The organism is Rhodococcus ruber (genome assembly GCF_016804345.1).
Classification (GTDB): Bacteria; Actinomycetota; Actinomycetes; order Mycobacteriales; family Mycobacteriaceae; genus Rhodococcus; species Rhodococcus ruber.
On the sequence record NZ_CP044211.1, the window covers coordinates 1,212,325 to 1,224,506 of the forward strand.

The window sequence follows — 12,182 nt, forward strand, 5'->3', positions numbered from 1 at the left end:
CGTACGCGCGGGTACCCGCCACCCATGACCAACGCACATCCTCACGGCCTCGATGCCGCGCCGTCCGGCGCTGCGGGCTCGTCGGACGAGTCGGTCAAGGAGAGGCAACTGCTGCAGGTGCTGACGAAGGCGGTGAACACCCTCGGTGAGGCCGGGGTGCGGTTCGCCGTCGGCGGCGGCTGCGCGGTGTACGCGCGTGGCGGCCCGGCGTCCGACCACGACGTGGACCTGTTCGTCCGCCCCCACGATGTGGACGCCGCGCGGGAGGCGCTCGTCGCCGCCGGTATGCGTCCCGTCGACCCGCCCGAGAACTGGCTGAGCAAGGTCTACGAGGGTGACCACCTCGTGGACCTGATCTTCCGGCCCAACGACCGGGACGTCGACGATTCGATGCTCGCCCGCGCACAGTGGATGCGCATCGGTCCGACCGCCGCGCCGGTGATCAGCGGCACCGACCTGATGAGCGACAAGCTCAATGTGCTCGACGCCCACCGCTGCGACTTCGCGCCGTTGCTACGTATCGCCCGTGCCCTGCGCGAGCAGGTGGACTGGGGGCAGGTGGCCACCGCGACGGCCGCGTCGCCGTACGCCCACGCCTTCCTCGGCCTGCTCGCCGACCTGGGCATCATCGAACCCGACTCGGAGGCCCGACGGTGAGTCACGAACACCCGGATCACCCGCAATACGTGGTGGCGCACCTGCACCGCGCCCTGGCCGAGGACCCCCGCACCGCCGAACAGGGCGTGCGCGTCACGATCCGCGGCACCGACGTCTATCTGACCGGCGAGGTCGCCAGCGCCGCACGTCGTGACGCGCTGACCACGGTGGTGCAGGAACAGCTACCAGGCGTCACCGTCCACAACGACGTGCACGTGGTCGACTCGCGCGACCCCGGAACTTCGGTGGAGGAACTGCGATGAGGATTGCCGCCGTCGGAGACGTACACCTGGCCGAGGACGCCCGCGGGCATCTGCGGCCCGCTCTCGAACACCTGCACGAGCACGCCGACGTGCTGCTGCTCGCCGGTGACCTCACTCGGCACGGCACCGTCGACGAGGCGCGCGTCGTCGCCGACGAGTTCGGCGATCTACCGGTGCCCGTCGTCGGTGTGCTCGGCAACCACGACTATCACAGCGACGCCGAGGACGAGATCACCGAACTGCTCCGCGACCGGGGCATCGTCGTGCTCGAGGGCGAGTCGGTCGTCCTCGACGTGGACGGGGCCCGGCTCGGCGTGGCGGGAACCAAGGGGTTCGGCGGGGGTTTCGCGGGCAAGTGCGCGAGCGCGTTCGGTGAGCCGGAGATGAAGCAGTTCGCCGGGCACACCGTGGAACTGGCCGACCGGTTCCGTGGCGCCGTCGCCGACCTCGACGGTGCCGACGTCCGCGTGGCGCTGCTGCACTATTCGCCGATCAGCGACACCCTGCGCGGCGAGCCCGCCGAGATCTATCCGTTCCTCGGGTCGTATCTGCTCGGTGAGCCGATCGACGAGTTCCACCTCGATCTCGCCGTGCACGGGCACGCACACGCGGGGTGCGAGCGCGGCACGACGCCGGGTGGCGTGCGGGTCCGCAACGTCGCACAGCCGGTCATCCGCACCGCCTACGCGGTGTATCGGTTCGAGAACTGATCGCGCCCGGCCGCGCCGCGGGGCGACCCGGCCGGGCGCGGGGTTCTCAGGAGTCGGCCGTGGTCTTCAGGACGAGTTTGCCGGTGTTGGCACCGTCGAACAGCATGTTGAGTGTGCGTCCGAATGCCTCGACGCCGCCGGTCTCGACCTGTTCACGGGTCACCAGTTCGCCGCGGCGGATCCATTCCGACACGGCAGCCATGCCCTCGGGGAAGCGGTCGAGGTAGTCGAAGACGATGAACCCGGTCATGGATGCCCGGTTCACGAGCAGGGACAGGTAGCGGGACGGGCCCGGCTGCGGGTCGGTCGCGTTGTAGCCGGAGATGGCCCCGCACAACACGACTCGCGCGTGCTTGCGCAGCACGGCCAGCGCCGAGTCGAGCGTCTCCCCGCCGACGTTGTCGAAGTAGATGTCGATCCCGTCCGGTGCGGCGGCGTGCAGCGCCCGGCCCACGGATCCGGCCTTGTAGTCGATGGCGGCGTCGAATCCCAGCTCGTCGGTGAGCCACGCGCACTTCTCGGGTCCGCCGGCGATGCCGATGACGCGGCATCCGCTCAGTTTCGCGATCTGCCCGGCGATGCTGCCGACGGCCCCGGCGGCGCCCGACACGAGCACGGTGTCGCCGGGCTTCATCCGCCCCACGTCGACGAGCCCGAAATATGCCGTCATGCCGGGGAATCCGAGTGCACCCAGCCACACCGGCGGCGGCGCGAGGGACTCGTCGACCGCGACGACGCCGCTGCCGTCGGAGACGGCGTAGTCGCACACGCCGAAGTGCCCGGAGACGAGCTGTCCTTCCTTGTAGCCGTCGTGGCGGGATTCGTGTACCCGCCCGACGGCGTGGGCGCGCATGACCTCACCGATCCCGACCGGCGGGACGTACGACCGGACGTCGTTCAGCCATCCGCGCATGGCGGGGTCGAGGGAGACGTACTCGACGCGGACGGTGAACTCGCCGTCGGCCGGCTGCGGGACCGGGGCGCTGGTGACCTCCCATGTGGAGTCGTCGGGGCGGCCGACCGGTCGTCGTGCCAGTCGGACCTGCCTGTTCACGGACGCCATACGTCTTCCTTTCGATTGCAGAAAAGCCCTGCTGCGGTGCGGTGATTCGGATGTGCGGCGGTCGTCCCGGTCAGTTGAATTCGACGCCGGATTCAACTATACACGGTGGGTGACCGGGATCACCCCGTCGCCGCCGGATGCCCCGAGAACGGAAGGTCGACTTAACGCCTCTCCTTCCTGAAGGCAGGAGATTCCCGGCTCAGACCGCAACCGCACCACCACCCGGAGGGAGGTGATCCGCTTGACTCACGTCGTCGACACCGGTGTGGCCACGCTCCGCCACAGCCAGAATCACTCTGGCAGCGTTCCGGTCCCGGCACGCGGTATGCCCGCACGCCCAGCACCGGAAGATACGTTCCTCGAGTCCGAGGGGTTGCTTGGCTCTCGCGAAACACCTCGAACACGTCATGGTCGTGTACGCGGGCCGCACCGACACCACCTTCCGGCCGGCCCGCCTGCCCTGCTCGAGCAACTCCCGTTTCACCGTCGCGATCGCGGCATCGGCGGCCGTGCGCGCCATCGTCGACCTCGACAGGAACCGGGGTCGGAAATCCTCCACCGCGACCAGATGATGCGCCTCGACCACGGCCCTGGCCCAGATCCGGCCGTCGTGCCGGTTCTGCCGGGCCGCCTTCTTCTGCACCTTCGCGGCCCGGGTGCGGGCCCGGCGATAGCCCCTCGAGGGTGGGTGCCCCTTCCCCCGGCGGCGCCGCGCCATCGTCCGCTGCGCTCTCGCCACCTCCGCCGCACACCGTTTCCGGTGCCCGTGCTGCGGCAGATCGAAACGCTCCTCGGTGGCCGTCGCGGTGCGGGCCACGCCCCAGTCGATCCCGACCGCGCTGTTCGGGTCGGCGGCCGGGATCGGCTCGGCCTCGCGGGTCACCACGAACGAGGCGTACCAGTGCCCCAGGCAATCGCGGGTGATGCGCACACTCGACGGCTCCGACGGCAGTGCCCGCGACCACACCACCGGCACACTCACGCCTTTGGGCAGCACCAACCGGCCGTGGCGGATCCGGAACCCGCGGCGGGTGTACTCGAGCGAGGGCCGGGTCTTCCTCCGCGCCTTGAACCGCGGCCGGCCCCGGCCCTCGACCGTGCACGACGCGTCCAACGCCTGCGCGTAGGTACGCAGCATCTGCTGCTGGGCGACCTGGGAGCCGTCCCGCAACCACGACGAGCGGGCCCGCGCCTCGGTCAACTGCTTGGCCAGCTTCCCGAACGTCGGCCGGCGACCGGCCTTGTGTTGGTGCACCGCCTCGTTCCACAGGAACCGGCAGCGATGCCACTCCTGCATCAGTGCATGTTCGGCGATGGTGCCCGGCCGCAACCGGTAGTTGTAGCGCACCACCTCGACCCCCATGCCCGGCACGCTAACCGACCCCACCGACAGGTTCGCCCGACACCACCACTCCCCCCGAAAGGAGGACGGCGCTTCCTCTCCCTCGTGAACGAGGCAGTATCCGCGCCGCACATCAGATGACACGCGAGCTCAACACGGTCCCCACCGACTCCGACGCCCTCGAGGCCGCGCTCACCGGGATCCGGCGGGTGCAGGAAGCGCACTGGCCGCCGGAGGTGCCGCGGACGGTGGAGTACCCGATCGACGAGCGCGCGCTCGTGGACTACCTGCGGCACTGGGCGCACGTGCGCCCGCATGCCCCCGCGATCGAGTTCTACGGTCGCACGGTCGGTTACGCCGAGTACGACGACCTCTCCGACCGGTTCGCCGGCTGGCTGCTCGCCCGCGGCGCCCGGGCCGGCGACCGGATCGGTGTCCACCTCGGCAACTGTCCGCAGTTCCACGTCGCGATGCTCGGCATCCTCAAGATCGGCGCCGTCCACGTACCCGTGAATCCGATGCTGCGCGAACACGAGCTCGCCCACGAGCTCGCCGACGCCGGCGTCACGATCCTGCTCACGCAGCCCGAACTGCTCCCGCTGGTGGAGGCGGTCCGGCCGCGCACGCCGGTGCGGCACGTCGCCGTCACTGCCCTCGGCGACATGCTCACCGGTACGAGGCCGGGGGAGGTGCCGCCACCGTTCCCGGTCACCGATCCCGCCGCGGGCGACTGGGCGAGCATTCTCGACAGTCCCCGCGCACCCGCCGTCGCGACGGACCCGGACGCGCTCGCCGCGCTGAACTACACCGGCGGCACCACCGGCATGCCGAAGGGCTGCGAGCACACCCAGTGGCACATGGTCTACACCGCGGCCGCGGCCACCGTCGGCGGCGGCCGGCGGGTGGGGGAGACCACCGTGGTGCTCAACTACCTGCCCGTGTTCTGGATCGCCGGTGAGGTCTTCGGCATCCTCAACCCTCTCGTCAACGGCGGCTCCGTGGTGCTGATGACCCGATGGGACGCGGACGCCGCGCTGGCTCTCGTCGAGCGGCACGGCGTCACCAGCACGGTCGGCACCGTCGACAACTATGTCGAACTCATGGACGCGCCCGGCTTCGACGGGAACCGCGCCGCCACGCTCGACAACGCCATGGCGGTGTCGTTCGTGCTGAAGCTCGACCCGGCGATCCGCCGGCGGTGGCGCGACGCGACCGGCCACACCCTGCGGGAGGCGAGCTACGGCATGACCGAGACGAACACCGCGGACACCTTCACCCTCGGCTTCCAGGACGGCGACTTCGACCTCGCGAGCGAGCCGGTGTTCTGTGGCCTGCCCGTGCCGGGCACCGACATCCTGATCGTCGACGAGGCGGGTGCCCCGGTGCCGCTCGGTGAGACCGGGCAGATCGTCGTGCGCAGCCCCTCGGTGACCACCGGGTACTACCGCAACGCCGAGGCTACCGCGGACGCGTTCCAGGGCGACTGGCTGCGCACCGGCGACGTCGGCCGGTTCGACGAGCGCGGTGCGCTGCACTATCTCGCCCGCAACAAGGAGATGATCAAGACCAACGGTATGAGCGTCTTCCCCGCCGAGGTCGAGGCGCTGCTGCGCATGCACCCGGGGGTCGCGACGGTCGCGGTGGTCCCCAGGTCCGATCCGGACAGAGGGCAGGTCGCGTTTGCGTTCGTCCAGCCGGTCCCCGGCGCGACCGTCACGGCCGGCGAACTCACGGCGTGGGCGCGCGAGAACATGGCGGGTTACAAGGTGCCGATCGTCGAACTCGTCGAGGCGATGCCCATGACGGCCACCGGCAAGATCCGCAAAGGCGATCTGTTTGCGCGGGCGGAGGGGAGTCACTAGGGAGCGGGGTTCCGGGCCGGCGGGTGACGCACCCCAACCGGCTGCAATGATTGGTAGGCTAACCAAACCAAGGGTAGCCTGAGCTATCTTCTTGTGCGATCGATCCATCCGCGGCTGCGGCCCCCGAGCACGGAAGAGCGACCATGACCGACCGCTCCTGCAACGACAGCGGTGACTCGCCGTCGCCGGACGGCGAACCACCGGAACTCCTCGACCTCGTCGGGATCGGATTCGGACCCGCCAATCTCGCATTGGCGATCGCCGTCGAAGAGCACAATGCCGACGCCCCGCACGACCCCGTGCGGGCCCGGTTCTTCGACCGGCAACCCGCCTTCGCCTGGCATCCCGGAATGCTCCTCGAGGGCTCCACCATGCAGATCGCCTTCCCGAAGGACCTGGTCACCTTCCGCAACCCCACGAGCCCCTACACCTTCTTCGCCTACCTGCACGACCGGGGCCGGCTCGTCGACTTCGTCAACCACCAGACGTTCTTCCCCACCCGGCACGAGTTCCAGGACTATCTGCAGTGGGCGGCCGCCCGCGTCGACGCCGACGTGCGGTACGGCACCGAGGTCGTCGCCGTCGAGGCCGTACGCGACCCGGCGGGCATCGCCGACCGCCTCGCCGTCCACGCCGCCGACGGCACCGTCGTACACGCCCGCAACATCGTCGTCGGGGTGGGGTTGCGGCCCCGCATCCCCCCGTGGGCCACCGAGAGCGTGCGGTGCTTCCACAACCACCGGTTCCTGTTCCATCTGGCCGAGATGCCGGCGCCGGTGCACCAGCGGTTCGTCGTCGTCGGTGCCGGCCAGAGCGCTGCCGAGGTGGTGCAGTACCTGCACAGCCACTACCCGCAGGCCGAGGTGCACAACGTGTTCGCCCGCTTCGGCTACAGCCCCGCCGACGACAGCCCGTACGCCAACCGCATCTTCGATCCGGCCACCGTCGACGAACTGCACGCCGCACCCGAAGCGGAGCGGGAGCGACTGCTGGCCCTGCACCGCAGCACCAACTACTCCGTCGTCGACCCCGACCTCATCGCCGCGCTGTACGCGGCCGAGTACCGCGAGCGCGTCGGCGGCCGGCGGCGGCTGTTCATGCGGCGCGCCTCCGAGGTCGCCGCGGTCACCGAGACGGCTACCGGAATCGAGGTGGACGTGCGCAGCACGCTCGACGGACTCACCGACACCCTGACGTGCGACGCCGTGGTCCTCGCCACCGGATTCGACGCCGCCCCGCTGCCCCCGCTGCTCGGCGCTCTCGCTCCCGCCTCGTCGCCGCTGCGCACGGTCGACCGGGACTACCGCCTGCCCACCGAGGGCGACGTCCGGGCGGGGATCTATCTCCAGGGCGGCACCGAGAAGACCCACGGGCTGACGGCCTCGCTGCTGTCGAACGTGGCGATCCGGTCCGGGGAGATCCTCGGATCCGTCCTCGAGCAGCGCGACGGAAAACTACCAGCGGGTCATGACCGGGCCCCGGACCTTGCTAGGGTACGGGAGCAGCACACCTATGCGACAAGTGAGGCGAGATGAGCACGAATCCTTTTGACGACGAAGACGGCCGCTTCTACGTCCTCATGAACGACGAGGAGCAGTACTCGCTGTGGCCGACTTTCTCCGAGGTGCCGCAGGGGTGGCGCGTGGTGTTCGGGGAGGAGTCGCGTGCAGCGTGCGTCGAGTACGTGGAGAAGAACTGGACCGACATGCGGCCGAAGAGCCTGCGTGACGCCATGGAAGCCGACGAGAAGGCGCGCAACGCCGGCGCCTGACCGTCCGAGGTAACGCGTGGACGAGAGTCACGCCGCGGGTGCGCCACCCGCGGGGTGACTCTCGTGGCGTTTCGACGCCCGGTACGGACGGACCAGGCGGACGCGCCGCAACTGCGGCCGGCGCAGCGACCCCGCCCGCAGCACGCTGCGCGGATGCCGGACCGTGCGGGCCAGCCACTCGCCGAGCGTCACCCCCGCCGCCAGCGCACACCCGATGCCGAACGCCGAGAACAGCGCGGTCAGTCCGAGCAGCAGTTCGTTGCCGATCACCGCATACAGGCCCCGGTACAACGACAGGCCCGGCAGCAGCGGGGTGATACCGGCGACCGCCACCACCAACGGTGGGGTCAGCGCCCGTCGCGCCATCAGGCCACCGGCGAAACCGACCACCGTCGCGGCCGTCGCCGACGAGATGATCGGGCCCACCGCGAACTCCATCGACATCAGGAACACGAGGCTGCCCGCCGCACCGCCGAGCGCGGCAGCCGTCAGCGCCCGCCGTTCGGCGTAGCACGCCAGCGCATAGAACAGTGCCGACGCCGCACCGGCGAGTACCTTCACCGGCAGGGCGGTCGCCGTGGGTAGCGCATCGTTGCTGATCACCGGCAGCTCCGCGCCCAGCGCCTCCATCACCTTCAGCGCCGTCGCCACGCCGGCGATGATCCCGCCCGTCATCATCACCAGTTCGAAGAACCGCGCCGACGCGGTGATCGGCGCTCCGGTGATCGCGTCCTGCACCGAGCCGACCAGCGACAAGCCCGAGAGCAGTACCGTCACGCCGGCCGCGATGATCAGCCCCGGCGGCACGTCGACACCCAACGGCTCGCGCAGGTTGAACAACAGGATCGCGGGCGTCGCGGCGATGATGCCGCCGACGACGTGCTGGAAGAAGAACGGCAGGCCCATGCCGTTGAGCACACGGTTCGTCCGGTCGATGACCGCTGTCGACGCGAACGCCATCGCCGCCACGAGCACGCCACCACCGAGCAGCACCGAGATCGACGCGGCCATCGCCGCCCACGCGAACGTCGCCATCCAGCGGTGATACGGGTGCGGCGCCGTCGTGATCGCCAGCAGATCCTCGCGGGCCTGCGCCGGCGAGATCGCCTCCCGCCGGATGCGCCGGGTCAACCGGTCCACCGCGGCCAGCCGCGTGAAGTCCATCGACCGGTACTGCACGACGCGCATCGTGCTCGCCGGCGGCATCGTCGGCCCCCGGTACGCCGAGAGGACGATCGAGTTGTAGGTCACGTCGACGTCGCACTGGGCCAGGCCGTACGTCGCGGCGACGAAACGCACCTGCTCGGAGGTGTCGATCGCGCCGGTGCCCGCGGCCAGCAGCACCTCGCCGACGCGGACGGCGACGTCGAGCGCCTCGGCGACCGTCGCGTCGTCCGTCAGGTCGATCGGCTGCAGCGGCGCCGGCGCCTCGGTGATGGTGTCCAGGGTCGCCCGGCGGTCGAGGACAAGCTTTCCGAAGGCGGCTGCCATCGTTCCCACCGCTGTGCGCTCCCAACTCTGTCGTCGTCGATTCCGGCCGTCGCGGCCACCAATCCACCGTAACGAACCGGGGGGTGGCATGCCGGGCCCGGTGTCTCGGTATGATTGGCGCGCTCGACTGCCTCCTTAGCTCAGTGGTAGAGCACTCGCCTTGTAAGCGAGCGGTCGTCAGTTCAATCCTGACAGGGGGCTCCACCAGCGGCGCGGGGGCATCCGCGCGGTTCTCGGTCGGACGCGACAACAATTGCATTCGCGTCCGGCTGCCCGGATCGCGGATGCGCTCAGGTCTCGCTGTCCGGGTGGATCGGTGAGGCGCGCAACCCGGTCTCGTCGCTCTCGTTCGCGGCGACCTCGAACACCTGCAACGGCGTGTTCGGGGGAGGGGCGTCCTCGGTTCGATCGGGCGCTGCTGCCGCGGAGACGGCGGGCGACGACTCGATCCGGCGGCGGATCTCCGCGAGCAGGGCGTCGGTCGGCACCCGGGTCAGGTCGGGTCCGGCACCGGATTCCGGCATCTCCGTCACGGTGATCACCCCCGGAGCTCGTGACAACGTGTCGACCGATTCTCGCAGAGCGCCCAGCGGTGGGTCACCGGTTTGCGGAGGCGTTGCGCATCGCGCGGCGGGCCTGTTCCGCGGTGAAGTTCGGCGTCACGCGCAGTTCCTCGAGGGGGACTTCGCGTTCGGCGCTGCGGACCTCGACGCGCACGGGATCACCGGTCGTGTCGTCGGACAGGCCGAGAGGAGCGCCGCGCTCGCCCTGGAGGTACTTGTCACCCCACTGCTGCAGCGCGAGTACCACGGGGAGCAGGTCGCGGCCCTTCTCGGTGAGGACGTACTCGTACCGCGTCCGCTGCCCGGGTTCCTTGTACGGCCGACGCTCGAACAGGCCCTCGGCGGTCATCTCGCGCAGTCGGGCTGCCGCGACAGCCTCGGTGACCCCGACGCGGCGGGTGAAGTCGTCGAACCGCCGGGTGCCGTAGTAGGCCTCGCGCAGGATCAGCATCGCCGAGCGGGTTCCCACCGTGTCCATCGCCTTCGCGATCGAGCACTGGGTGGTCTGCCAGGCATCGCGATCGGCGAGAAAGCCCTCCAACCGTGCCGCATCCATGCACCCATCCTAAGTGACTTGCCCGCGACATAGTCAGGCCGACGGTCGGTTCCCGGCACGAAGGCCGTCGGCTGGCTACCCGACGAACCGTGGTGAGGCACATCACAGAGTGCGCTTGTCGAACTGGGGGTAACACCTATCGTGTACCGCTCGATGATCTTGATGATGCCCCCGTCGCGCGCTCAGCGACGTGGAGCGTCGTTCGTCTCCGTCCCCTGCGGAGACGAAGGATCGTCACACGACACCTTGGAGGTAGGAATGGTTCTCGGTTCCCTCGCTGCAACGCTGTTCACTCTGCTCGCCGGTCTCGGCATCCTGCTCTGATCCATCACCCCTCGGGCGCTCCCACCTCGAAGTGGGAGCGCCCGAGGGGTTTCGTGCAGTCCAGCGGTCGAACGCGATCAGCCCTTCCGTTCCGCACCGGCCCGTGTTCCGACTCCCGCATCACCTGCCGCTGTTGCCGTTGCCGCCGCTGTTGTTGCCGTTGCCGCGGTTGCCGTTGCCGCCGCTGTTGTTGCCGCCGCCCTCGTTGCCACCTTCGTTGCCGTCACCGCGGCCCTCGTTGCCGCGGCCGTCGTCACCGCTACCGTTCCCCTCGTTACCGTCCTCACTGCTTCCGTTCCCGGACTCCGGCACTACCGGCGGCACGATCGGGGCCGGCGCGGGAACGGTGGTGAACACGGGCGTCGGGCTCGCCTCTGGGGTGCCGGGTGAACTGGGGTTGCCGACCGGAATCGGGATGCTGACGGGAACGCTGCTCGTCCCCGCGACCGACGGCGCATCACCGCCCCGCCCCCAGGCAAGCAGGAGCAGGGCAACCGTTACTGCGGTCGTCACGCCGAGTGCCAGCAGGATCCGGCGACGACCGGGGTCGGGCTCGGGGGTCGCGTCGAACCGCACAGCAGTCGTGGCGGGCGCGAGTGGCACGGCGGCGGTGAACTCCCGTGTCGGCCCGTGAGGCACCGGGCTCACCGGAGCGGCGAAAGGCCGGCCCTGCAGGGCGGCGAGCATGTCCCGGGCACTGGTGAAGCGTTGTCCGGGATCGCGTGCCATCGCCCGCTCGATCACGGCCACGAGTCCGGGGTCGACGTCCGGTCGCGCTGCGGCCAGCGGGGGCGGCGGTCCCTGCGTGATCGCCCGTGCCAGCGCCAGCAGGTTGTCGTAGTCGTAGGGCTTGCGCCCGGTCAGTGCCTCGTACCCCACGGCCCCGAGGGCGTACAGATCGTCGTGCACGCTCGCCGGCGTGCCGGCAAGCCGATCGGGGCTCAGGTAGGCGACGGTGCCGACGAGTTCGCCGGTGCGGGTGTAGTCCTCGCCGGCGCTCTTGGCGATGCCGAAGTCGGTCACCTTCACCGCTCCGGCCTCGGTGAAGAGGATGTTGCCCGGTTTGATGTCGCGGTGGAGGATCCCGGCGTCGTGCGCCGCGGCGACCGCGGCTGCCACGTCGATCAGGATGGCCCGCACCCGGTCCTGTGGCATCGGGCCGAGCGCGATCTCGTCGGCGAGGGTGCCGCCGGGCAGGCGCTCCATCACGATGTAGGGCACTCCGGCGTCCTCGCCGCTGTCGTGCACCGCGACGATGTGCGGATCGTCGAGGGACGCCGCCGCGCGTGCCTCGGCCTCGAAGCGTCGGCGCACGTCGGGCAGGCGTCCGAATTCGCCCCGAAGCACTTTCACCGCGACGGGTCGCCCGAGACGGGTGTCCCAGCCGTCTCTGATCTCACCCATCCCGCCGCAGCCCAGCACGCCGCGCAACTCGTAGCGGCCGGCGAGCAGTTCGGGGACGGGCATGGTTCCAACGCTAGTAGCCCCGGCCGGTCCCGTCGCGCTGGTCCGTCGCGCGGGGCGCCGGCACGGTCCGTTCGCTCGGTGGGGCGAGGCGGTCCTTCGAGCCGGCGTCCAGG

The 12,182-nt window shown here is 70.2% G+C and carries 12 protein-coding genes and 1 tRNA gene; 7 read left to right on the forward strand and 6 right to left on the reverse strand.

Annotated features, from left to right (window positions below):
- Positions 1 to 24 precede the first annotated feature (24 nt).
- The 3 genes from F1734_RS05675 to F1734_RS05685 are packed head-to-tail and all read left to right on the forward strand — an operon-like array spanning position 25 to position 1,630.
- Positions 25 to 657 carry a nucleotidyltransferase family protein gene (locus tag F1734_RS05675; RefSeq protein ID WP_017682260.1) on the forward strand — a complete coding sequence of 211 codons (633 nt, stop codon included), beginning with the start codon at positions 25 to 27 and terminating at the stop codon, positions 655 to 657.
- The gene (locus tag F1734_RS05680) at positions 654 to 920 is read left to right on the forward strand and encodes a BON domain-containing protein (RefSeq protein ID WP_017682259.1); all 267 of its coding nucleotides are present in this window, start codon (positions 654 to 656) and stop codon (positions 918 to 920) included. Before F1734_RS05675 ends, F1734_RS05680 begins: the two co-directional genes overlap by 4 nt.
- Positions 917 to 1,630, forward strand: a complete 714-nt coding sequence (locus F1734_RS05685; protein WP_203011418.1) for a metallophosphoesterase family protein — start codon at positions 917 to 919, stop codon at positions 1,628 to 1,630. The genes F1734_RS05680 and F1734_RS05685 overlap by 4 nt, the downstream gene beginning before the upstream one ends.
- Before the next feature lie 46 nt (positions 1,631 to 1,676).
- On the opposite strand, the gene F1734_RS05690 is transcribed toward F1734_RS05685, so the two are convergent.
- Both F1734_RS05690 and F1734_RS05695 read right to left on the reverse strand, forming a co-directional pair.
- Positions 1,677 to 2,693, reverse strand: coding sequence for an NADP-dependent oxidoreductase (locus F1734_RS05690; RefSeq protein WP_017682257.1), 1,017 nt, complete (start codon positions 2,691 to 2,693; stop codon positions 1,677 to 1,679).
- A 199-nt stretch (positions 2,694 to 2,892) separates the two neighbouring features.
- Positions 2,893 to 4,056: an RNA-guided endonuclease InsQ/TnpB family protein gene (locus F1734_RS05695; RefSeq protein ID WP_203011419.1), complete on the reverse strand. Its 1,164-nt coding sequence runs from the start codon at positions 4,054 to 4,056 to the stop codon at positions 2,893 to 2,895.
- A 116-nt stretch (positions 4,057 to 4,172) separates the two neighbouring features.
- Here F1734_RS05695 and F1734_RS05700 point away from each other — a divergent pair, with 116 nt between their 5' ends.
- The 3 genes from F1734_RS05700 (at position 4,173) to F1734_RS05710 (ending at position 7,668) form a co-directional block, all read left to right on the forward strand.
- A complete protein-coding gene (locus F1734_RS05700; protein WP_203011420.1) occupies positions 4,173 to 5,897 on the forward strand; it encodes an AMP-binding protein in 1,725 nt (574 codons plus the stop codon).
- 143 nt (positions 5,898 to 6,040) lie between these two features.
- Positions 6,041 to 7,432, forward strand: coding sequence for a lysine N(6)-hydroxylase/L-ornithine N(5)-oxygenase family protein (locus F1734_RS05705; RefSeq protein ID WP_203011421.1), 1,392 nt, complete (start codon positions 6,041 to 6,043; stop codon positions 7,430 to 7,432).
- Complete coding sequence (locus tag F1734_RS05710; protein WP_003936798.1) at positions 7,429 to 7,668, forward strand: MbtH family protein; 240 nt, start codon at positions 7,429 to 7,431, stop codon at positions 7,666 to 7,668. The genes F1734_RS05705 and F1734_RS05710 overlap by 4 nt, the downstream gene beginning before the upstream one ends.
- A gap of 27 nt (positions 7,669 to 7,695) precedes the next feature.
- Here the strand turns inward: F1734_RS05710 and F1734_RS05715 are convergent, their stop codons facing one another.
- Entirely contained in the window at positions 7,696 to 9,168 is a 1,473-nt protein-coding gene (locus tag F1734_RS05715) for a threonine/serine exporter family protein (RefSeq protein WP_420803904.1), read from the reverse strand.
- 120 nt (positions 9,169 to 9,288) lie between these two features.
- Here F1734_RS05715 and F1734_RS05720 point away from each other — a divergent pair.
- Positions 9,289 to 9,363 (forward strand) — tRNA-Thr (locus F1734_RS05720).
- Between the two features lie 86 nt (positions 9,364 to 9,449).
- Here F1734_RS05720 and F1734_RS05725 read toward each other — a convergent pair.
- The 3 genes from F1734_RS05725 to F1734_RS05735 all read right to left on the reverse strand — a co-directional run bounded on the left by F1734_RS05725 (position 9,450) and on the right by F1734_RS05735 (position 12,069).
- Entirely contained in the window at positions 9,450 to 9,683 is a 234-nt protein-coding gene (locus tag F1734_RS05725; RefSeq protein WP_225222260.1) for a hypothetical protein, read from the reverse strand.
- Between the two features lie 73 nt (positions 9,684 to 9,756).
- A complete protein-coding gene (locus F1734_RS05730) occupies positions 9,757 to 10,278 on the reverse strand; it encodes a winged helix-turn-helix transcriptional regulator (protein ID WP_010593738.1) in 522 nt (173 codons plus the stop codon).
- A gap of 444 nt (positions 10,279 to 10,722) precedes the next feature.
- The gene (locus F1734_RS05735) at positions 10,723 to 12,069 is read right to left on the reverse strand and encodes a serine/threonine-protein kinase (RefSeq protein WP_102031096.1); all 1,347 of its coding nucleotides are present in this window, start codon (positions 12,067 to 12,069) and stop codon (positions 10,723 to 10,725) included.
- Between the last annotated feature and the right edge of the window lie 113 nt (positions 12,070 to 12,182).

Excerpts from the sequence above, each read along its gene's own strand:
- F1734_RS05675 (WP_017682260.1), top strand. The coding sequence starts at position 25 with ATGACCAACGCACATCCTCACGGCCTCGATGCCGCGCCGTCCGGCGCT.
- F1734_RS05685 (WP_203011418.1), top strand. The coding sequence starts at position 917 with ATGAGGATTGCCGCCGTCGGAGACGTACACCTGGCCGAGGACGCCCGC.
- F1734_RS05690 (WP_017682257.1), bottom strand. The coding sequence starts at position 2,693 with ATGGCGTCCGTGAACAGGCAGGTCCGACTGGCACGACGACCGGTCGGC.
- F1734_RS05695 (WP_203011419.1), bottom strand. The coding sequence starts at position 4,056 with ATGGGGGTCGAGGTGGTGCGCTACAACTACCGGTTGCGGCCGGGCACC.
- F1734_RS05700 (WP_203011420.1), top strand. The coding sequence starts at position 4,173 with ATGACACGCGAGCTCAACACGGTCCCCACCGACTCCGACGCCCTCGAG.
- F1734_RS05705 (WP_203011421.1), top strand. The coding sequence starts at position 6,041 with ATGACCGACCGCTCCTGCAACGACAGCGGTGACTCGCCGTCGCCGGAC.
- F1734_RS05710 (WP_003936798.1), top strand. The coding sequence starts at position 7,429 with ATGAGCACGAATCCTTTTGACGACGAAGACGGCCGCTTCTACGTCCTC.
- F1734_RS05725 (WP_225222260.1), bottom strand. The coding sequence starts at position 9,683 with ATGCCGGAATCCGGTGCCGGACCCGACCTGACCCGGGTGCCGACCGAC.
- F1734_RS05730 (WP_010593738.1), bottom strand. The coding sequence starts at position 10,278 with ATGGATGCGGCACGGTTGGAGGGCTTTCTCGCCGATCGCGATGCCTGG.
- F1734_RS05735 (WP_102031096.1), bottom strand. The coding sequence starts at position 12,069 with ATGCCCGTCCCCGAACTGCTCGCCGGCCGCTACGAGTTGCGCGGCGTG.